Raw genomic sequence first — 19,727 nt, 5'->3', positions numbered from 1 at the left:
GGTCGTCAGTGAAAACGGTTGATCAGCGGGATCTTTTCGATGATCCGGTCACGCAGTCGGGGCGGGGGCGGCGGAGGCGCATACACCGGAACCGGCGGCGGCACGTAGACGGGCGGTTCCGGTGGGGTCGGTGGGACGTAAGCCGGTTCCGGAGCCGGCGGCACGTATTCGGGTTCGGGGGCCGGCGGAACGTATGCCGGTTCGGGGACCGAAGCCTCCTGCACGGGTGCGGGTGGCGGAGCGGCGGCGACGGTCTCGTGGACCGGTGGCGGGGCGGCCGGTGGCGGCGCGGGATGGACGACGGCGGGCTGTGCCACCGGCGGCGCGGCGGGCCGGACCGACTGCTCGACGGCGCCGGTGTTGTTGAGCTCTGTCGACTCGGGGGTCAGTCGCAGCCCGAGCGCGAGCGACAACGAGACGACGAAAACGACGACCGCGGCGGCCAGCACCGAGGACAGCACCCCGACGCGGGACATCAGTGGTTTCGCAACCGGTGCGGGCGCGGCGTTGACCGTGCGGGCCGCGGCCAAGGCGGCTCCGCGGGTCAGTGCGAGGTCGGCTTCGGCGGCGGTGAAGACCGGCCGGGTCGTCTCGTCACGCAATACGGTCACCAGCGCGTCGGCGGCTTCGACGTCGGATCCGAGGACGAAGACCGCGTCGGGGCTCGGGCGGGCGTTGCGGACCGCGGAGCTGGCCTGATCGACCAGGGCGGAGTCGATGCGGTCGATGCGCTCAGCCCGCACGCGCTGGTCGTTGACCGTCGCGATGAGCGCGGCGTCGGGTTCGACCAGGCAGACGACGAGGAAGTGGTAGTCGGAGATCTCGGCGATGCCGCCGGCCAGAACCTCGGCGGCTTCGACCTCGGGTACATCGACCACGCGGGCTCCGCCACCGACGGCGTCGAGCGCCGCGCGGACCTTGGCGGCCACCGCGTCGGCGCCCGTCGACCAGGTCAGGCCGACAGCGTGCAATTCGCCGCCGCCGAGCACGTTTTCCAGCAGCGCCTCGGCGTCAAACGTGTCGACGTCGGATATGTCCAGTGCCCCGCGGTCGACAGGGGCACCCTCGCCCGTGATCCCGTCGACCAGCACCCACCGGACGACGTTCGATGTCATCGAGAGACCCAGTACGAGGTCCATGGATGACCTCCGATCGTTCGTCAATCGCCCATGAGGGTACCGGTACGACGGCGCCGTCGCCCGTTCCGCCTGTCAACAGCGCCGTCTACCAGTCGTTTTCACGCGAAGTAGTGACCCTGGGCCAGGTCGTCGAGCAATCCGGGGCCGGTCGGCTCCCACCCGAACCGCTCCCGCGTCAAGGCACTGGACGCCGGGATGTCGAGTGCGAACATGCCGCCGATCCACCCGAAGTGGTCGAAGGCCTGCTCGACGGGGACCGAGGTCACCGGCAGATCGAGATGCCCGCCGATGGCGGTCGCGATGTCGCGGCCCGCCACCCCCTCCTCGGCGACGGCATGCAGAACCGTCCCGGCGGGAGCCTGTTCGACGGCCAACCGGAACAGCGGCGCGGCATCGAGGCGGTGCACGGCCGGCCAGCGGTTGGTGCCGTCGCCGATGTAGGCCGCGACACCCTTCTCGCGCGCGATCTGGATGAGCCGCGGCACGAAGCCGTGGTCGCCCTCGCCGTGCGTCGTGGGCGAGAGCCGCACGATCGAGACCCGCACACCCTTGTCGGTGAAGGCCAGCGCAGCGGGCTCGGACAACCGAGGCAGCCCGGGCTGGAATGCGTCGTTCTCGGTGAGAGCCCGGCCCGGGGTGTGGCCCGCCATGCCGGAGGTGACGACGAGCGGGCGGTCCGAGCCGGCCAGCGTGGTGCCGATGACCTCGATGGCGCGACGGTCCAGCTCTCCGGCGTCGGCGAAGTTGTCGAAGTCGTGGCGGAACGCCAGGTGGATGACGCCATCGCTGGTGTCGGCACCTGCGCGCAGGCTGTCCGGATCGTTCAGATCACCGCGGTGCACACGGGCTCCCGCCGCGGTGAGGGCATCGGCCGACGCGTCCGAGCGCGCCAGGCCCAGGACGTCGTGTCCGTTGGCGATGAGGTCGCGGATGACCGCCGAACCCACGAATCCGGACGCGCCGGTGACGAAGACCTTCATGAAAACCTCCTGATGTCAGTGACTGCCATAGCCGCACAACGCGATGACAGTCACTGACATTCCCTAGACTCGAAGGTTATGAGCCGGTGGGAGCCCAACGCGCACGATCGCCTGGCAGAAGCCGCGCTGCAGCTCTACACCGAACGCGGATTCGACCAGACGACCGTCGCCGAAATCGCCGAGCGGGCGGGGCTGACCGAGCGCACGTTCTTCCGCTACTTCTCCGACAAGCGCGAGGTGCTGTTCGGCGGGCAGGCCCTGCTCACCGAACTCCTCGTCACCGGCATCGCCGAAGCTCCCGACGACGCGCGTCCGCTCGACGTCATCGCCACGGCGCTCGCCGCGCTCGGGCCGGTGTTCGAGGGCCGCGTCGACCATGCCCGGCGCCGCCAGGCCATCATCGACGCCCACCCCGGGCTTCAGGAACGCGAACTCATCAAGCTCGCGACGCTGACCGTCGAGATGGCCGAGGCATTGCGCCGCCGCGGCGTCGGTGACGCGGCCGCACGGTTGGCCGCCGAAACGGGGATGGCGGTGTTCAAGGTCGCGTTCACGCGGTGGATCACCGACGATTCGGGGGCCGGGCTGGCGGCCGTCATCGCGTCGTCGTTCGATGAGCTCCGGGCTCTGACGGCCTGATCACGACGGCTGGCGCAGCGCCGCCAGTTCGTGGGCCGTGCGATGGATGAGCGCGGTGCCGACCTGTTCGACGACGTCATCGCGGCCGTCCACGGTGATGCGCCAGCGCTCCTGGCAATTGGCGGTGTCGACGGCGATGACGTCACGGGTATAGCCGTGGTATTCCTCGCTCAGCACGATCCGCCCGTCGGAACCCACGAAGTGGGTGAAGTCGAGCGGACAGGTCGCCCCAGCCTGACCGGTCTGCAGGTTCCATTGCTGCCAGGCCTGCCCGGACTCGACGTAGAGGTCGTTGCCGACGACCCGGAATTGCGGGGCCCGGTACAGCGCGTCGGCCGCGGGTAGTTCGAGACGTTGCTGCCCGTCCGGCGCGTAGACCCGGAAGACCGGCTGGTCGAGCACGACCGGGACGGCGATGTTGTCGAGCAGGTTGTAGCCCTTGAGTTCGTGCTGCGCCTGCAGCGCGCCCGCGGTGTTGTAGAACAGCACGCCCGCGGTGGCGCCGGCCTCGTACTGATACGCGAAACCGCCGGGATAGACGACGGCCCGGTGCAGCGTCGTGCCATCTGGCGGCTTGGGTGTTTTCTCCGTGCCGTCGACGACCGAGAACACGCGGTAGCGCGGAGCGTCCGGGGTCGGGATCTGCGTGGCCAATGTCAGCGGCGCGGCGTCGGTGACCGTCGGCGGCAACAGCACCAGCTGACCACTGCCGGGAACGAACCACGTCAGCTGGGCCGTCGACCCCACGCCATAGACGCCCTTGCCGGGCACGGTCGCCACGAGCCGTGTCTCGCCGCGCGGATTCCCGACCGACTTCACGATCGGCCCGTCGACTCCGTCCTCCTGCAGATCGGTGTCCCCGCTGTGGGACACCGATCCCCGTTCGAGGTCGACGACCCAGACGCGCTTCCCGGACAGGCAGATCGCCGCCGACGGGCCGTTGAGGTGGCAGGTGTGGTCGTCGGATCCGTCGAGCAGTACGGGCGTGAAGAGCCGGGCGCCGCTTCGCAGGTCGACCCCGTAGACAAACCCGCCGCCGCACCGGGAGCCACACTCGGTGACGAAGTAGGCGCGGTCGCCGCTGCTGCCGAACGATTTGCCGATGGAGACGTCGTCGGGCAGTCCGAGGTCGGCACTCGTCGTGATCCGCCACCGGTCGACCGGTGTGCGGTCGAGCGAGAACCCGATCAGCTGTGGCGTCGGCGCAGCCTCGTCCGGGTCGCGGCGCGTCCACAACACGACCGCGACGATCGCCACGACGACGGCGAGGGACACCGCGAGCGCGACGATCATCCACCGACGCACTAGAACACCCAGCTGCCCGCGGGCTGCAGCACGAAGCCATGGTTCAGGATCGGGTCGATGCACGCGACGCCGCCGTCGGTGACCGCGCAGGTGTTGTTGGTCGCCGTGAGCTTCTGGCCCACGGCCAGCCGCGGAAACCCGTCGGGCCGCGCGCACGTCGTGTCGCCGTCGCGGCTGAACACATAGACCGGGGAGACATAGGTGTCTGCAGACGAGCGGGCCGGCTGGTAGACCGTGCCGCAGCGCACGCCCACTGCTCCCGGCAGCCCGGGAAGTTGTCCGTAGCACTGGACCGGGACGTGCCGGTTGGCCTCGTCGATGTAGTCCCAGCTGCAGGTCAGCGTCGGCGTCGTGAACCCGACCGTGTCGAACTTGGAGCGCTGCACGTGCTGCGACGGGTCCGCCTCAGCGAATGCACTCAAGTCAGGGAAGCCAGGTGGAGCTGCGGCCGCGGGCGCCGTGAGCCCGGCGCCCAACCCGAAGACCGTCGTCAGGATGAGAGTCACCCGCCGCACGGCCGTGGATCCGATCAGCGCAGCGCGCTGCCCTGGATCCACTGGCCCCACGGCACGCTCCAGTCGCCGTTGTGCTTCAGGGTCAGCGGTTCGCCGCCGGTGTTGCGGACCTCGACGATGTCGCCGGGCACGGAGAAGTCGAAGAACCACTTGGCGTTCTCGCTGTTGAGGTTCAGGCAGCCGTGGCTGGTGTTGGTGTTGCCCTGGGCCCACACCGTGGCGTTGAGCTGATGCAGATAGATGCCGTCGGTGCTGATCCGGGTGGCGTACGGGATGGTCTCCTTGTAGCCAAGCCGGCTGTTGACGGGCAGGCCGAACGTCGAGGAGTCCATGATCACCGGATTGGCCTTGTCCATCACGGTGTAGATGCCGCGTGGCGTCCAGAAGCTCAGCGTGGTGCCGCCGATGGTCTCGGTGCCACCCATGCCCATCGAGGTCGGCATGGTGCGGACCAGCTTGCCGTTCTCGAAGACGCTGACCTGCTTGGTGTTGTCGTCGGCGATCGAGATGTGCGAGTCGCCGATGGTGAAGGACACCTTCTCGTCCTCGGCGCCGTAAAGGCCGTCGCCGAGCCGGGCGCCGTAGATGTCTGCATTGACGGTGACCTGCGTGCCCGGCGTGTAGTACTTCTCCGGCCGCCAGTGGGCGGTCTGATCGTCGATCCAGTTCCAAGCGCCGAAGACGGGCGGGTTGGTGGTCACCTTGAGGCGGCGTTCGGCGCTGGCCTTGTCGGTGATCGGCTCGTCGAAGCGCGCGACGATCACCATGCCGACGCCGTATTTCGCGCCGTCCTGCAGCATGCCGCCCGAGGTGCCGTCGAGGTACACCTGCGCCTGGTTGCTCGGGGTGAGCGTGCTGAAGGTGGTGACCTGACGGGTCGGCATGCCGCCGGGGCCCTTCGCCGAGACCGTCATCGTGTACGTGCGGCCGAAGCCGAGCGAGGACGTGGGCTTCCAGGTCTTGGCGTCGGGGGTGAGGACGCCGGGGATGGCCTTGCCGGCGTCGTTGACCATGGTGACGCTGTCGATCGTGCCGGTCTCGGCCGTCACCAGGATGCGCGCCAGCGGATCAACCTCGGCGTTGGGCTTCGGGGTGATCGTGAGTTTGGCCAGCTCGGTGGGCGACGCCTGCGGAGCGCCGGGAGGCGCGGCGGCGAGCGTCTGGCAATGCTCGCTGCAGTCCGGCAAGGCGGTGACGACCACACCGCCGAGCACGGCGAGCACAGCAAACGCGACCGCAAGGCAGGCACGGCGAACAGACGTCAACGTCACTCCAATGTGTTTTCCGGCGAAGGCCGTATCGATCGAGCGCCGATCGGGTGCGCTAATCCTAACCGGGGCACGGCCGGTCTGGCGCGACGGGCACGGCTAGTGCGCGCGTCGTGATGCGCTCGTTGCGTGGGCGAGGTATATGTGCGACGTGACGACGCTCTGCGCAGGTGCCAGGCGCCCGCGAAACCCGCTATCGCCCGTGGTACCACCGAATCTGGTACCGCCCGCGTGAGCACATTTTGGCGCGTCGGCGGACCCGAAACTGGCCCTAGGCTTCGACCGTGCGAACGGCAATTGGGCTTGCGGTGCTGGCATCGGCGTTGTTGACGACCGCGTGCGCAGGTGAGACCGCCACACCGGCAGCGTCGCCGACACACCTGGCCGGCACTGACCGAGAGGACGTGCTGCGCAGCGTTCGTGCCGTCGACACGTGCGCCTTGTACGGCGGCGAACACTCCGTGGCCGGGCGTGCCATGACGGTCCTGGGACCGACCTCAGTTCTGGGTTGCGACGCTCGGATCGGCGAACCCGGTGACAAGGTCGACGTTTCACTGGGCCTCAACGTCGGTCCGGCGACGCCGGCCAAAGAGGACAGCTGGGTCAAACATCGCACTATCGACGGGGTCGACGTCAGCTCGACCTCGTCGTTGGACGCACCGAACGCTCCGCCGAAAGACCAGGTGGTGAGCTGGAGCTGCAACTTCGTCGCCCGGTATCCCGACGCTACGGCGATCATGGTGACGGTGACGGCACCACCGAAAGTCGATGCCTGCCCGATCGGTGAAGAATTGGTCCGCACCGCGATCCGCGAGTTCGCGGGACAGCCGGAGCGTGGCCGGTCCGATTTTCCGACCACGGTGCTGACCGGCGCCGACCCGTGCGCCGCAATCAAGCGACTACAGCCCGCGCATCGCATCGACTGGAACGTGCCGGACTCCGCGGTCAGCACCTGCACATTCAGCGTCGACGGCGCCGAGCTGACCACGTCGTTCGACTATCGAGATCCGGCCCAGCTCGCATACGACGGCGCGCAGCCGGCCGTCGACGGTCACCGTTTTGTCGGCGACCTTCAGAGCGGTGTCTTCGAGGTCGTCGTCGGCGATGAGTTCCAGGTCGCGGGTAAGACGCTGCAACCCGTGGTGAGCATCGTCGATCTGGCGCCGGAGATGAGCCGGATCCGACTGGTCGCGCAGGCGATCGCCGACGAATACTGACTGTCGCCGCTCAACTAAGCGCGTGGAGCCATCGCGACGCGTGACCTGCTCAACTCGATTACGGATTTTCCGCAGGTCGGCCATACCATCGCTGACGAGATGACCGACAACGCCCTCGACACCCCGCCCGCCACCGAGACGCCGAAAGGCGACCGTGTCTCCGCGGAAGCGGCCCGACGCAGAACCTTCGCCGTCATCAGCCACCCCGACGCCGGTAAGTCCACGCTGACCGAGGCGCTGGCGCTGCACGCCCGCGCCATCACCGAGGCAGGCGCGATCCACGGCAAGGCGGGCCGGCGCTCCACGGTGTCGGACTGGATGGAGATGGAGAAGGCCCGCGGCATCTCGATCACGTCGACGGCCTTGCAGTTCCCCTACCGCGACTGCGTGATCAACCTGCTCGACACCCCCGGCCACGCCGACTTCTCCGAGGACACCTACCGCGTGCTGACGGCCGTGGACTGCGCGGTGATGCTCATCGACGCCGCCAAGGGCCTCGAACCGCAGACATTGAAGTTGTTCCAGGTGTGTAAGCACCGCGGCATCCCGATCATCACGGTCGTCAACAAGTGGGACCGGCCCGGCCGGCACGCCCTGGAACTGATGGACGAGATCCATGAGCGGATCGGGCTGCGCACCACTCCCCTGACCTGGCCGGTCGGTATCGCCGGGGATTTCCAGGGCGTGATGGACCGCCGCAAGGGGCACTTCATCCGCTTCACCCGCACCGCGGGCGGGGCCACCATCGCACCCGAGGAGCACATCCCCGCCGACGCGGCGCATGACGCCGCGGGCATCGACTGGGACACGGCGGTCGAGGAATCCGAGCTGCTCTCGGCGGACGGGTCCGACTACGACCGCGACACGTTCCTCAGCGGCGAGTCCTCGCCAGTGCTGTTCACCTCGGCTGCGCTGAACTTCGGGGTGAACCAGCTGCTCGACGTGCTCGTCGAACTCGCGCCCGCTCCCAGCGGCGCGCTCGACGTGGACGGCGTCCGGCGGGCGCCCAACACTCCGTTCAGCGCCTTCGTGTTCAAGGTGCAGGCAGGGATGGATTCCGCGCACCGCGACCGTATCGCGTACGCCCGCGTCGTCTCGGGCACCTTCGAACGCGGCGACGTGCTGACCCACGCCGCCACCGGCAAGCCGTTCGTCACCAAGTATGCGCAGTCGGTGTTCGGCCAGCAGCGCTCGACGCTCGACGACGCGTGGCCGGGTGACGTGATCGGGCTCGCCAACGCAGCGGCCCTTCGTCCGGGCGACACGCTGTATCGCGATGCCCCCGTGCAGTATCCGCCGATCCCGAGCTTCTCCCCCGAACACTTCGCGGTGGCTCGCGGCACCGACCCCAGCAAGCACAAGCAATTCCGCAAGGGCATCGAGCAATTGGAGCAAGAAGGCGTCGTGCAGGTGCTGCGCTCCGACAAGCGCGGCGACCAGGCGCCGGTGTTCGCCGCCGTCGGTCCAATGCAGTTCGAAGTGGCCGCCCATCGCATGGCCACCGAACTCAGCGCACCGATCTCCCTGGAATCGTTGCCCTACCAAGTGGCTCGCATCGTGTCGCCGGAAGACGCCGACTTCGTGAATCGCCAAGTGTCGGCAGAGGTTCTGACCCGCTCCGACGGTGTGATGCTCGTGCTCTTCTCGACGCCGTGGCGACTCGAAGGCTTCCAGCGGGACAACCCCACCATCAAGCTCGGGTCGTTGGTGGCGGCTGAGGGGTAGGGCTCCAGCGGTGGAGCTCGACGATCTCGCCCTTGATCGCCCAGTGTGAGTCGATCGGCTCCGCGCGGAGCAACTCACCGGCAACACACCAGTGGTCGGCCGGGTTCCATTGCACGCCTTTGCCGTACGGCGAGACGAGCCGTGATACGTCGCCGAGCACCGCCCGGTGTCGATCGAGCAGGTGTTGGTCAATTTCTGTTGGAATTGCCCCAACGACTTTCGCGATTCGCTCGCCGACCTCTGGTAAGACAGTCGTGTCCGTGTGGGCCTGGAAGGCGCTGATCACACCGTCGAAGACCCCTTTCACCAGATTGCCCAGGACCTTCTGATGTTCGCGGGGAGGCCGGACTTCGACTCTGACGGCGAATGGTGTGTCGGGCGCGCGCACTTGTTCGGCCACCTCGGCCTGGCCTCGGCTGAGCGCCAGCCACACCTGCGCCGCGATCTTTTCGCCGGTGAACGCGCCCAGATCGGTCCAGTCGAACGACGCAAGTGTCCGCCCCTGCCGCCAGTCGGCGAAGGTACCTGATCGCGGCGCGAGTGCGTAGCGGTAGCAGAACGGATATGCGTCACCCCCGGCAGTGAGCGGCACGCCGGCACCGTGCTCGAAGCGGATCCCGTTGCTGCCGGCAGTTGCGAACGAGCCGAAGCAGTAGAGCAGGACATTCTCGACGTCGGCGTTGGCGCGCTTGTCGCCGAAGAACACTGCGTGCAACACCTGCCCGGCTGACGGTTTGAGCCGCTCGCAGTGCATCCGGATCTCGGTCCGTAGCTGCTCTTGCCAGGGCGGCCGGTGCTTGACCTCATAACGGATGTAGTCGTCGGCCCAGGCCTCGACAACTCCATTACCCACGTGGACCAGCGCGCGCCCTGCGGGCACCGAGGTGTCCGTCGCGCGTTCGGCCCTGTTGCGAGACGCCGACCCGGTATCTGATCGGGCCGGGTGGCAGGACCCGCACAGCCGCACCTGCTCTCCCAACCGATTGTTCGCCCACTGCTCGAGTTCGGCCGGATGCTCTGCGCAAACCTTCACGTACGGTCCAGTCCACAACGCGCCGCGTGGGATCTGACCGCTGATGGTCCGACAGTCGGCGCGGTGCACACGTGCGTCGCCCGGCCACAGGCTTCGTGCGATGTTGATGACGTGCCCATCGGAGTGGTCGGCGATCCAGGCCAGATAGCCGTCGTCGTCATCGCGAAACACACGCACATTCGTGGCGTCCTCTTGCAGCATGCAGCGATCTAACACGCTGGGACCGACAAATTTGCCAATTCATCGGGGTCGTGCGGCAAACCCCGCCAGCGCAGCCGAAATATCGGCCCACTCCCGATCTCGGGTCGCGACCTCATTCATGAGATTCTCGGCCCGATCGACATCGAAGTCAGGTGCCAGCTCAAACCCATTGATATGCAAGAAGGTCCACGCGGCGGCCCAGGCCGTCCGCTTGTTCCCGTCGACAAGGGCAGGATTGCGCGCCAGCGACTGCAACAGCGCAGCCGCCTTGTCCCAGATCTCTGGATACGCGTCCACACCGAAAACTGTCGCCTGCGGTCGGGCGACCGCAGCGTCGAGCAGACCGTAGTCGCGCACTTTCACCTCGGCGCCGAATGCGATGGAGCCTGCGGTGAGAACATCCTCGCGGTCGAGGTACTCGATCACGCCAAACGCCGGTTGAGCTCTGCCGAACGCTCAGCCACTACTCGCGCCGCCTCCGCGATCCGGCGCTTGTGCATGCTCGCGCGCTCCATGATGGCCGCATGCGCGAACTTCTTGAGCGACAGGTCATCAGCTCGGGCAGCGGCACGGATCTGCTCCATTTCGGCCTCGTCGAAGTCCACATTCAAAGAAGGCATAACCCACGATACCGCTGCTGGTACCAAATCAGGTACCGACCTCGTAAGCAGCCGCCGTCACGACCATGCTTCAGCGCGCCGACGCATCAACCGCTCACCGGCATCGTCGGGCGATGGCCCGGCATCTACGAATCCGTTGCGTTCGTAGAGCGCGATGGCCGGCCGGTTGTGCGCCTTGACCGAGAGCACCACGTCGCGAGCTCCGGCCCAATCCAGCACGGCCTGCACAGCGGCGTCGCCGACACCGCGTCCACGAGCAGCCGGTGCGACCCACATGGAGATCAGTTCCACCGCACCGCCAGGCTGCTCGTAGGCACCCACGATCCCGGCCGGTTCCCCATCGCAATGAACGACGATGTTGAGCGGAACGGTGGAAAACCGTTGGCGCCAGCGCTCTTCCGTGTCACCGGTGCCCGTCCACTCGGCCAGCGTCGACCCGTACATGTCGGGTGACTCTGCCAGCGCCTGCAGGCGGAGATGACGCCAGAGCGGCCAGTCATCGGCGTGCAGGATCTGTGCGTGCATCACGTGGAAGTCTGCCACGTGACACACAACCGCCTCGACGCCGTCAAAAGTTTTGACGATGCCTCTCACCACACATTGCCCAATCCACCGCATTCTCACCTGTCAGTGCACACCGATACCATCAAGGTGCGTGTTGAGAGGCCGTCGTCGAGTTCAGATGGCATGCCACGCCATCTCCACGGTCGAAAGCCAGCGGTCAGCAGGATCACCGGACGAAGGGAGTCCAGGAATGACAGTGCAGGGATACGACATCATCGGCGACGTCCACGGATGTGCCACCAAACTCGAAGACTTGCTGATCGCGCTCGACTACCAAAAAGCCGACGGCACAGGCGAATACCGCCATCCCGACCGCCAGGCCATCTTCGTGGGCGACCTGATCGACCGCGGCGGAGAACAGTTGCAGGTACTGCGCACCGTCAAGTCCATGGTCGACTCCGGCAGCGCGAAGATCGTGATGGGCAATCACGAGTTCAACGCGCTGGCCTACGACACCGAATGGCCGCCCGGCAGCGGCAACTTCCTGCGCCCGCACACCGAGAAGAACACCAACCAGCACCGAGCCTTTCTCGACCAGGTCACAAGCGACGACCGCCGCCGATACCTGAAGTGGTTCAGGACGATTCCGCTGTGGCTCGACCTCGGGGATCTGCGAGTCGTGCATGCCTGCTGGCACGAGGACTCGATGAGACTCGTCGAGCATCAGTGCGGCTCGAGCACGCCGTTCGGAGACGTGAAGCACCTGGTGGCAGCCAGCGACGAGAACGATCCGTTGTTCACGGCGGTCGAGACGCTGCTGAAGGGCCCGGAGATCAGCCTGGTCGATCACGGACAGCCCAAGTACCACGACAAGGACGGCCACCCACGGGAGAACGCCCGCATGCAGTGGTGGAACGGCGAGGCCCGCACCTTGCGCGACATCGCCGAAATGGGCGGCAATTTCACGACCGAAGCCGGCGAGCCCTACCCACCGTTGCCGGAGTTGGAAGTGGCAAATACCCTGTCGCACATCTACATGGGGAGAGTACCGGTGTTCTACGGCCATTACTGGCGGCAGGGCACGCCCAAGCATCGGCAGGACTGGACCGCCTACACCGCATGCGTCGACTTCAGCGCGGTGCGAGGCGGCGCGCTGACGGCGTACCGCTGGTCCGGCGAAAAACAAATCCGCCCTGACCATTACAGGTCGTCGAGCGCGATGTAGCCATCCTGGATCGCCCGCGCGGCCAGGGCCGCTTTGGTCGGGGCGGGCCGTCCCGCTCGCTCGTACTTCGCGCGCACCCGCTGCAGATATGTCGCGACGGTGCCGGGCGCGATGAACAGTGCCCGCCCCACAGCGGCTTTGCTTTCCGTTCTCAGCCAGGCAATCAGAATCTCGCGCTCACGCGTCGAAAGCTCGACGCGCGTGCAGTGGCCGGTGTTCATCGGAACGTCTCCATCTTTCTGTTCGGACAGCCCGCACACGCGAGCCGAACAGAATGACAGAGACCTCCGACAACTAGCTCTCCTCGGCGGGTTTCCCGCCGACCACGGCGTGGATGCGTCCCTGCGGGTAGGGCAGGTCGATGCCGTGCTCGTCGTAAGCCCGCAGCACCGCTCGCCGCAACCTGCGCTGCACCGCCCACTGCGCGTTGGGCTTGGTCTTCACCGTCATCCGCAGTTTCAGCAGATCCGCTGACAACTCCTGCACGCCAAGCATTTCCGGCTCACCCACCACCTTGTGGGCCACCGCCGGGTCAGCGATGACGTCGTGCGCGGCGTCGAGGGCGACCTGCTCGGCCCGGTCGACATCAGCAGTCAGTGCGACCGGCACCTCGACCCGCGCGACGGCAAAATCCTGGCTCATGTTCCCGACGCGAGAGATCTCGCCGTTGCGGACGTACCAGAGGGTGCCGTCGATGTCGCGCAGCGTGGTGATCCGCAGTCCGACGCTCTGCACCTCACCGGTCACGTCCCCGACGTCCACGGTGTCGCCGACGCCGTACTGGTCCTCCAGCAGCATGAACACACCGGTGACGAAGTCTTTGACCAGGTTCTGCGCGCCGAAGCCGATGGCGAGGCCGACGACGCCGGCAGAGGCGATGAACGGCGCGATGTTCACGCCGAGTGTGCTGAGCACCGCCAACACCACCCAGATCAGCAGCAGGATCGACACGGTCGATTTGAGGACCGATCCGATGGTCTGGGCGCGCTGCTGGCGCCGTTCGGCCGCTCTGCCTCCTGCTGCTGATGCCCGGTCACGCAAATAGCGCACCAGCGGTGGCCGTTTGGTCTCGACTTCCATGTCCCCGCCACGGACCTCGCGAGCTTTACCGGTGGTCGCGCGATCGATCATGCGGTGCAGCAAAAATCGCACCAACAGTGCGACGACGATGTACGCCGCGATGCGGATGGGGACCTCGATGAGCCAATGCCGATTGGTTTCCGTCCATTCGAAAGCCACGTTGTACACACTCATGGTTCCGACCGTACGGAAGGAGTTTCGCGAAAGTCGAACCGTGGCCGCGGTCCGGCAGGACTAATGCCCGCCAACCGGCGGCTGCTCCTCGGCCGGCCCGTAGGGCCCGTTCTGAACGCCTGGCCCCGGCGTCGGCCCAGGTGTTCCGGTGACGGCCGGCGGCGTCACCTCACACGTCGGCGGACCCGCCACGCCGCCGGGAGTTCCTCCGCTCTGGCACTGGTTGGGCTCGTCCGCCCCGGCGCCGGGCGAAAGGGCAACGGCCACTGCGGTTGCCGATCCGGCGAGCACCAGTGTCATGCGGGTAGATGTGAAGGTCATGCTTGTTTCACCCACTTTCCTCGGGAGTTTTGCGCCGAACCCTCGGGGTAGCCGACGCCGGCGACGCGTAAACCCCTGGTGGGGCCGGTCTCACATCGTCGCGCGGCGAAACAGCTCAGCCGGCCGCCCTCGACCGCCGGCCGTGGTATCGCCGGTCGCTTCCAGTTGACCTTCCATGGCCCGCCGAAAAGTGTCACGCTGCAACGATTCTCCCGCCACGGCCTCATGGATCAGGCGCAGATCCCGCAGGGTGAATGCGTCGCCCAGTAGGCCGTCGGGGTCAGGTTCCGCCTGGTAGCGGTCGCGCACGTCGGCGACGGCGAGTTCGATGATCTTGGTGTGGTCGTAGACCAGCCGGCCCGGCGCGTTCACGGGTACCAATCGGGTGGTTTCGACGACGCGCGTCGCCAACCGTTCGGGCGGGACGACAGCGACGTGCGCGACGGAGAGCACCCACCCACGGTCATCACGGTCGAGGGCATCGAAGACCCGCAGTTGCCGCGGCAGCACGCCGTGGATGTTGGCCTTGTCAGCGAGGGATCGCGCCACGGCGTCGGCCAGCGCCTCTCCCTCGTGCAGAAAGGTGCCCGGCAGCGCCCAGCCGGGGCCGCTCGGGCGGCGCACCTGCAGCACCACCAGCCCTTGTGCGGGATCGATTGTCAGCAGCGCAGTGTCGACGGCGACCGATGGCCGCGGGTAGTCCTCAAGCCGTTTCCCGTGGCTGTCTCGACGACTCTGGTTGTCCATGTCAGTGCCTCAGCGTACAGTCCAACTCAATTAGCGCAAATATGCGCAAATAAGTCGAGGAGGCCTGCATGGCATCACTGAACGACCGAGTCGAGGGTGTCCTCCTCGGGACCGCGGCCGGGGACGCCCTGGGCGCCCCGTATGAGTTCGAGCCGGCACGCGGGCCGGAGCTGGCCGTGGAGATGGCCGGTGGCGGCCCATGGGAACCGGGCGAATGGACCGATGACACCGCGATGGCGATCGCCATCGCAGAGGTAGCGGCGACCGGCGCCGATCTTCGCGACGCTGCCGCCCACGACGCGATCGTCGCCCGCTGGCACGAATGGTCTCTGGGCGCCAAGGATGTCGGGATCCAGACCCGTTCGGTCCTGACCGCCGCCGCCCGTGACGGCGCGCTGTCGGGAGCCGGCGCCCGCGCCGCAGCAGCCACCCTGCACGAGCGCACCGGGCGCACCGCGGGCAATGGTTCGCTGATGCGCACCGCGCCGGTGGCATTGGCCTATCTTCACGACGAAGACGCCATGGTCGAAGCGGCCAGAGCGGTCAGCGAGCTCACTCATTTCGATCCGGAGGCCGCCGACGCAACGGTGTTGTGGTGCAGTGCAATTCGGCACGCAGTGTTGACCGCGGAGCTCGACGTGCGAATCGGGTTGCGCCACATCGACTCCGGCCGCCGCGAGATGTGGTCTCGGCGGCTCGACGAAGCTGAGGCGTCACGCCCAGCGGACTTCCCCAACAATGGCTGGGTGGTCGCTGCGCTGCAGGCCGCGTGGTCGGCGATCGCCACCACCGACGCCACCGGGCCCGAACATCTCCGCCGCGGGCTCGACGCCGCCGTGCGCTGTGGCAACGACACCGACACCGTCGCCGCCATCGCCGGCGCTCTGCTCGGTGCGGCATACGGCGCGTCAGCGGTTCCGTTGCAGTGGCGGGCGCTGCTGCACGGCTGGCCGGGCATCACGGCCCGCGGACTCGTGCAGCTAGCGGCGACGATCGAACGGAAGAAGCCGAGCACCGATCCCGACTACTCCTGGTCGCGCGTCAACATCCTCACTGCCCACCCACATGACCCGAATGTCCTTCTGGGGAGCGTGAATGCGCTGCGCCAGTTGCCTGCCGAGGTGGACGCGGTGGTGTCGCTGTGCCGGATCGCGGACACCGACGTGCCCAAAGGACTGCCGCACGTCGAGGTGCGGCTCATCGACAGCACCGGTCCCGACGAAAACCCACACCTGGATTTCGTCCTGCTCGACGCCGTGCGCACCATCGAAGAGCTTCGCGCCCAGGAACGCACGGTCCTGCTGCACTGCGTCGAGGCGTACAGCCGCACACCCACCGTGGCGGCGCTCTACGGGGCGCGGCGCCTTGGTATCGACGCCGAGCGGGCGTTGTCCGACGTGCTGGAGGTACTGCCCGACGCGAATCCGAACCCGGCCTTTCGCGACGCGTTGCGACGCTGCTCTCTGGCGTGACATCTGAGTCGTCGGCGTTCGTGTCGTCCGAATGTCCTATTCCGCCGCACCAAACAAGCTGGCACCGTTGGAGATCCACCACAACGGAAGGGGCGCAATATGCTCAAACTCGTACGGCGGCTACGCGGCGTCTGCCCACGCTGCAATGGCACCGGAGGCCACAGCGACTTCGGCAACTGGGTCAACTGCTCCGCGTGTCGCGGCACCGGCCAGAAGTAATGCCGCAGGCGATGAGCCCGCACAGCTCGGGCTTGGCGGGCTCGTCGTTTGCACCACCGCTGAATTATCAAAGCGCGCCACAATATTCGCGCTCCCATGACTTAGCTGTGGCCAGATCCGCTGCCGGCTGGCCGATCGCCTTTTACGGTTGACCCATGTCGGCCGCCACAGCCAGTCCTGTACTGATCCGGTCCGATCGGATCTTGCTGACCCTCTCGGCGGCACTTGCCGTGTGCGCCGGGCTCGCCCATTTCGGTGGCTGGAATTCGGTGGTGGCGTTCCTGGTCGCCGCAGCGGCGGTCGCCGTGCTCGCGGCGCTGGTGGGCCGCAGCGTCGACCAGCTCGGCGACCGGTTCGGCGCCGGGGCCACCGGCGTCCTGCAATCCGCGCTCGGCAACCTGCCCGAGCTGTTCATCTGTTTGTTCAGCCTGCAGGCCGGCCTGGTCGACGTGGTGCGCGCAGCGCTGGTCGGGTCCATCCTCGCCAACCTGTTGCTCGTGTTGGGGCTGGCGTTCCTGGTCGGCGGGCTTCGGCACGGCACCCAACAACTCGGCTCGGAGCGAGCGCGGACCATCACCGTGTTGATGCTGCTTTCGGTGACGGCGCTGTCCATTCCGTCAGTGGCCTACTGGATTCACACCCCCGCCGCCGAGCACGAGGACGCGTTGTCCATCGTCGTCTCGGTGCTGCTGCTCGGCCTGTTCGCACTGTCCTTGCCGGCGTCGCTGCGCCGCGACACCACCGAGGCCCCGCTGCAGCCCGACGTCGCCGCCGCTGAACCGCACGAACAACCGCGCTGGCCCGTCTGGCTCGCGATCGGCATGCTCGCCGTCGCCGGTGTGTTGGCCGCCTTCGTGTCCGACTGGTTCGTCGCCGCGCTCGAACCCGCCATGGCGACGCTGAACATCTCGCAGGCGTTCGCCGGTTTGGTGGTGGTCGCGATCGCCGGTAATGCCGTGGAGAATTTTGTCGGTATCCAGCTGGCGGCCAGCGGGCAGTCGGCGTACGCGTTCTCGGTGGTCCTCAATTCCCCGCTGCAGATCGCCCTGGTGCTCGCGCCGCTGCTGGTGCTCATCTCCCAGTTCACCGGGTTGGCCGCGCTCACGCTGGTCCTCAGCCCGATGTTGGTGGTGGCGCTGTTGCTGGCGGTCATGCTGGCCGCGTTCATCTCTTTCGACGGTGAGTCGACATGGCTGGAAGGTGCGACGCTCGTCGTCCTGTACGGGATCATCGCGGCATCGTTCTGGTGGGGCTGACGGTTCGAATCCCCTGCGCCGATCGGCCCTCGGCGCCGTAGCCCAGCGCCTACCGTTAGTCAGCAACTGCGACCAAGAGGGGGCCGAGGTGACCGCGTCACCCACCACATCCACGCTGCGTGAACTGACCGTCCGGGGGATCCTGCTCGGCGGAGCGATCACGCTGGTGTTCACCGCCGCCAACGTCTACCTGGGCCTCAAGGTGGGCCTGACCTTCGCCACCTCGATCCCGGCCGCAGTGATCTCGATGGCGATCCTGCGCAGCTTCCGCGACCACTCCATCGTCGAGAACAACATCGTGCAGACCCTCGCCTCGGCGGCGGGCACGCTCTCGGCGATCATCTTCGTGCTGCCGGGGCTCGTCATGATCGGCTGGTGGACAGGATTCCCCTACTGGATCACCCTGGCGGTGTGCGCTGTCGGCGGCATCCTCGGCGTCATGTACTCCATCCCGCTGCGCCGCGCCCTGGTGACCGGCTCGGATCTGCCCTATCCCGAAGGCGTCGCGGCCGCCGAGGTGCTCAAAGTCGGTGAACGCACCGGCGGCGTCGAGGACAACCGCATCGGCATCCGGGTCATCACGTTCGGCTCGGTGATCTCCGCCGCATTCGGCCTGTTGGCCAACCTCAAGGTGCTGTCCAACTCCGTCTCGGCCTACTACCGCCTCGGCTCCGGCGGGTCGATGTTCGGCGCCAGCCTCTCGCTGGCCCTGATCGGCGTCGGGCATCTGGTCGGAATGACCGTCGGCATCGCGATGCTCGTCGGGCTGGTCATCTCGTTCGGCATCATGCTGCCGATCCGTACCAGCGGAGCGTTCGGCGGCGACGCATCCCTCGCCGACGTCATCGACACCGCGTTCGTGCACGAGGTGCGGTTCATCGGTGCCGGCGCGATCGCCGTGGCTGCGGTATGGACACTGCTGAAGATCCTGCGCCCCATCATCAAGGGCATCACCGACGCACTGGCCTCCTCGCGCAACCGCAGGCAGGGCCAGCTCGTCGACATCACCGAACGCGACATCCCCTTCCCCATCGTGATCGGCACCGTCGTCGTGATGTTGCTCCCGATCGCGTTGTTGCTCTGGGAGTTCACCCGCGGCACCGCCCTGCAGGGCAGTGCGGCCGGGATCATCGTGGCCAGCCTGGTTTTCGTCTTCCTCATCGGCCTGGTGATCGCCGCGGTGTGCGGGTACATGGCCGGCCTGATCGGCTCGTCGAACAGTCCCATCTCCGGCGTCGGCATCTTGACCGTGCTCATCGCCGCGCTGGTGATCAAGCTGGTGTTCGGCCACACCAGCGGCAGCCAGTCCACCGCGCTGATCGCCTTCACGCTGTTCGTCACGGCCGTCACCTTCGGCGTGGCCACCATCTCCAACGACAACCTGCAGGACCTCAAGACGGGCCAGCTGGTCGGCGCCACCCCGTGGAAACAGCAGGTGGCGTTGGTGATTGGCGTGCTGTTCGGCTCGGCGATCATCCCGCCGGTGCTCGACCTGATGCAGCGCGCGTTCGGGTTCCTCGGCGCGCCGGGCGCCAAGGAGAACGCCCTCGCCGCACCGCAGGCCGCGCTGATCTCCTCGCTGACCAAAGGCGTGTTCGGCGGATCGCTGAACTGGTCGCTGATCGGGCTGGGCGCCGCGATCGGCGTCGCGGTCATCATTGTCGACGAGATCCTCAACCGCACAACACGATTCGCCCTGCCGCCACTGGCCGTCGGCATGGGCATGTACCTGCCAATGAGCCTGACGCTGATCATCCCGTTCGGCGCGTTGCTGGGCTACTTCTACAACCGCTGGGCTGACCGGACCGGCGGCAACGTGGAACGCAAGAAACGCCTCGGCGTCCTGCTGGCCACCGGCATGATCGTCGGCGAGAGCCTCTACGGCGTCGTCTTCGCCGGATTCGTCGCCGGCACCGGCAGCGAAGACCCGTTCGCGATCTTCACCAGCAACACCGGCAACCTCGCCGAGATCATCGGGATCATCGCGTTCGTGCTTGTGGTCGGCTGGATGTACAAGTGGACGCAGAAGACTGCGGGGCGTGATGTGAAGGTCGACAGCTGACACGTCCGCCACACCACGCTGCCGT

20 protein-coding genes are annotated in these 19,727 nt (G+C 67.1%); 7 read left to right on the top strand and 13 right to left on the bottom strand.

Going from position 1 to position 19,727, the window contains the following annotated elements:
- Positions 1-5 precede the first annotated feature (5 nt).
- Entirely contained in the window at positions 6-1,139 is a 1,134-nt protein-coding gene (locus BST13_RS06505; RefSeq protein ID WP_083161821.1) for a DUF7159 family protein, read from the bottom strand.
- A 98-nt stretch (positions 1,140-1,237) separates the two neighbouring features.
- Entirely contained in the window at positions 1,238-2,119 is an 882-nt protein-coding gene (locus tag BST13_RS06500) for an SDR family oxidoreductase (RefSeq protein ID WP_083161819.1), read from the bottom strand.
- Positions 2,120-2,197: 78 nt separating this feature from the next.
- Here BST13_RS06500 and BST13_RS06495 point away from each other — a divergent pair, with 78 nt between their 5' ends.
- Positions 2,198-2,758 carry a TetR family transcriptional regulator gene (locus BST13_RS06495; protein ID WP_083161817.1) on the top strand — a complete coding sequence of 187 codons (561 nt, stop codon included), beginning with the start codon at positions 2,198-2,200 and terminating at the stop codon, positions 2,756-2,758.
- Here BST13_RS06495 and BST13_RS06490 read toward each other — a convergent pair whose 3' ends face one another.
- The 3 genes from BST13_RS06490 to BST13_RS06480 are packed head-to-tail and all read right to left on the bottom strand — an operon-like array spanning position 2,759 to position 5,849.
- Positions 2,759-4,063, bottom strand: coding sequence for a hypothetical protein (locus tag BST13_RS06490; protein WP_142282750.1), 1,305 nt, complete (start codon positions 4,061-4,063; stop codon positions 2,759-2,761).
- A complete protein-coding gene (locus BST13_RS06485) occupies positions 4,063-4,620 on the bottom strand; it encodes a hypothetical protein (RefSeq protein ID WP_083161813.1) in 558 nt (185 codons plus the stop codon). Before BST13_RS06485 ends, BST13_RS06490 begins: the two co-directional genes overlap by 1 nt.
- On the bottom strand, positions 4,593-5,849 hold the full coding sequence (locus tag BST13_RS06480; RefSeq protein ID WP_083161811.1) for a L,D-transpeptidase: 1,257 nt from the start codon (positions 5,847-5,849) through the stop codon (positions 4,593-4,595). The genes BST13_RS06485 and BST13_RS06480 overlap by 28 nt, the downstream gene beginning before the upstream one ends.
- A gap of 281 nt (positions 5,850-6,130) precedes the next feature.
- Here BST13_RS06480 and BST13_RS06475 point away from each other — a divergent pair, with 281 nt between their 5' ends.
- Positions 6,131-7,063 (top strand): hypothetical protein, encoded by a 933-nt coding sequence (locus BST13_RS06475; RefSeq protein WP_142282749.1) that lies wholly within the window; start codon positions 6,131-6,133, stop codon positions 7,061-7,063.
- Positions 7,064-7,162: 99 nt separating this feature from the next.
- Positions 7,163-8,788 (top strand): peptide chain release factor 3, encoded by a 1,626-nt coding sequence (locus BST13_RS06470; RefSeq protein ID WP_083161807.1) that lies wholly within the window; start codon positions 7,163-7,165, stop codon positions 8,786-8,788.
- Here BST13_RS06470 and BST13_RS06465 read toward each other — a convergent pair.
- Genes BST13_RS06465 through BST13_RS06450 form a run of 4 tightly spaced genes read right to left on the bottom strand, consistent with a single transcriptional unit; the run spans position 8,754 to position 11,185 of the window.
- The gene (locus BST13_RS06465) at positions 8,754-10,022 is read right to left on the bottom strand and encodes a hypothetical protein (RefSeq protein ID WP_083161805.1); all 1,269 of its coding nucleotides are present in this window, start codon (positions 10,020-10,022) and stop codon (positions 8,754-8,756) included. The genes BST13_RS06470 and BST13_RS06465 overlap by 35 nt on opposite strands.
- A 39-nt stretch (positions 10,023-10,061) precedes the next feature.
- Complete coding sequence (locus tag BST13_RS06460; RefSeq protein ID WP_083161803.1) at positions 10,062-10,448, bottom strand: type II toxin-antitoxin system death-on-curing family toxin; 387 nt, start codon at positions 10,446-10,448, stop codon at positions 10,062-10,064.
- Entirely contained in the window at positions 10,445-10,642 is a 198-nt protein-coding gene (locus BST13_RS06455) for a hypothetical protein (RefSeq protein ID WP_029368172.1), read from the bottom strand. The genes BST13_RS06460 and BST13_RS06455 overlap by 4 nt, the downstream gene beginning before the upstream one ends.
- Before the next feature lie 57 nt (positions 10,643-10,699).
- On the bottom strand, positions 10,700-11,185 hold the full coding sequence (locus BST13_RS06450; RefSeq protein WP_245839405.1) for a GNAT family N-acetyltransferase: 486 nt from the start codon (positions 11,183-11,185) through the stop codon (positions 10,700-10,702).
- A 211-nt stretch (positions 11,186-11,396) separates the two neighbouring features.
- On the opposite strand from BST13_RS06450, the gene BST13_RS06445 reads away from it, so the two are divergent.
- Positions 11,397-12,371, top strand: coding sequence for a metallophosphoesterase (locus BST13_RS06445; RefSeq protein WP_083161801.1), 975 nt, complete (start codon positions 11,397-11,399; stop codon positions 12,369-12,371).
- On the opposite strand, the gene BST13_RS06440 is transcribed toward BST13_RS06445, so the two are convergent.
- From BST13_RS06440 to BST13_RS06430, 4 genes are all read right to left on the bottom strand, one after another.
- On the bottom strand, positions 12,347-12,592 hold the full coding sequence (locus tag BST13_RS06440) for a LuxR C-terminal-related transcriptional regulator (RefSeq protein ID WP_087074493.1): 246 nt from the start codon (positions 12,590-12,592) through the stop codon (positions 12,347-12,349). The two genes, BST13_RS06445 and BST13_RS06440, sit on opposite strands and share 25 nt — an antisense overlap.
- Before the next feature lie 73 nt (positions 12,593-12,665).
- Positions 12,666-13,625, bottom strand: coding sequence for a mechanosensitive ion channel family protein (locus BST13_RS06435; protein WP_083161797.1), 960 nt, complete (start codon positions 13,623-13,625; stop codon positions 12,666-12,668).
- A gap of 60 nt (positions 13,626-13,685) precedes the next feature.
- A complete protein-coding gene (locus BST13_RS38640) occupies positions 13,686-13,946 on the bottom strand; it encodes a hypothetical protein (RefSeq protein ID WP_142282748.1) in 261 nt (86 codons plus the stop codon).
- Positions 13,947-14,036: 90 nt separating this feature from the next.
- Entirely contained in the window at positions 14,037-14,693 is a 657-nt protein-coding gene (locus tag BST13_RS06430; protein WP_083161795.1) for an NUDIX hydrolase, read from the bottom strand.
- 68 nt (positions 14,694-14,761) lie between these two features.
- Between BST13_RS06430 and BST13_RS06425 the strand changes: the two genes are divergently transcribed.
- The 3 genes from BST13_RS06425 (at position 14,762) to BST13_RS06415 (ending at position 19,702) form a co-directional block, all read left to right on the top strand.
- Complete coding sequence (locus BST13_RS06425) at positions 14,762-16,165, top strand: ADP-ribosylglycohydrolase family protein (protein ID WP_083161793.1); 1,404 nt, start codon at positions 14,762-14,764, stop codon at positions 16,163-16,165.
- A 374-nt stretch (positions 16,166-16,539) separates the two neighbouring features.
- Positions 16,540-17,640, top strand: a complete 1,101-nt coding sequence (gene cax, locus BST13_RS06420; RefSeq protein WP_083161791.1) for a calcium/proton exchanger — start codon at positions 16,540-16,542, stop codon at positions 17,638-17,640.
- 88 nt (positions 17,641-17,728) lie between these two features.
- Positions 17,729-19,702, top strand: coding sequence for an OPT family oligopeptide transporter (locus tag BST13_RS06415; RefSeq protein WP_083161789.1), 1,974 nt, complete (start codon positions 17,729-17,731; stop codon positions 19,700-19,702).
- The last annotated feature ends 25 nt before the right edge of the window (positions 19,703-19,727 follow it).

Source organism: Mycobacterium aquaticum (genome assembly GCF_002086485.1).
Taxonomy (GTDB): domain Bacteria; phylum Actinomycetota; class Actinomycetes; order Mycobacteriales; family Mycobacteriaceae; genus Mycobacterium; species Mycobacterium aquaticum.
This window is presented reverse-complemented; position numbering and strand designations above follow the sequence as displayed.

Bases quoted from the DNA above. Each gene is read 5' to 3' on its own strand.
- BST13_RS06465 (WP_083161805.1), bottom strand. From the start codon at position 10,022: ATGCTGCAAGAGGACGCCACGAATGTGCGTGTGTTTCGCGATGACGAC.
- BST13_RS06505 (WP_083161821.1), bottom strand. From the start codon at position 1,139: ATGGACCTCGTACTGGGTCTCTCGATGACATCGAACGTCGTCCGGTGG.
- BST13_RS06435 (WP_083161797.1), bottom strand. From the start codon at position 13,625: ATGAGTGTGTACAACGTGGCTTTCGAATGGACGGAAACCAATCGGCAT.
- BST13_RS06500 (WP_083161819.1), bottom strand. From the start codon at position 2,119: ATGAAGGTCTTCGTCACCGGCGCGTCCGGATTCGTGGGTTCGGCGGTC.
- BST13_RS06440 (WP_087074493.1), bottom strand. From the start codon at position 12,592: ATGAACACCGGCCACTGCACGCGCGTCGAGCTTTCGACGCGTGAGCGC.
- BST13_RS06455 (WP_029368172.1), bottom strand. From the start codon at position 10,642: ATGCCTTCTTTGAATGTGGACTTCGACGAGGCCGAAATGGAGCAGATC.
- cax (WP_083161791.1), top strand. From the start codon at position 16,540: ATGTCGGCCGCCACAGCCAGTCCTGTACTGATCCGGTCCGATCGGATC.
- BST13_RS06445 (WP_083161801.1), top strand. From the start codon at position 11,397: ATGACAGTGCAGGGATACGACATCATCGGCGACGTCCACGGATGTGCC.
- BST13_RS06425 (WP_083161793.1), top strand. From the start codon at position 14,762: ATGGCATCACTGAACGACCGAGTCGAGGGTGTCCTCCTCGGGACCGCG.
- BST13_RS06430 (WP_083161795.1), bottom strand. From the start codon at position 14,693: ATGGACAACCAGAGTCGTCGAGACAGCCACGGGAAACGGCTTGAGGAC.
- BST13_RS06470 (WP_083161807.1), top strand. From the start codon at position 7,163: ATGACCGACAACGCCCTCGACACCCCGCCCGCCACCGAGACGCCGAAA.
- BST13_RS38640 (WP_142282748.1), bottom strand. From the start codon at position 13,946: ATGACCTTCACATCTACCCGCATGACACTGGTGCTCGCCGGATCGGCA.
- BST13_RS06495 (WP_083161817.1), top strand. From the start codon at position 2,198: ATGAGCCGGTGGGAGCCCAACGCGCACGATCGCCTGGCAGAAGCCGCG.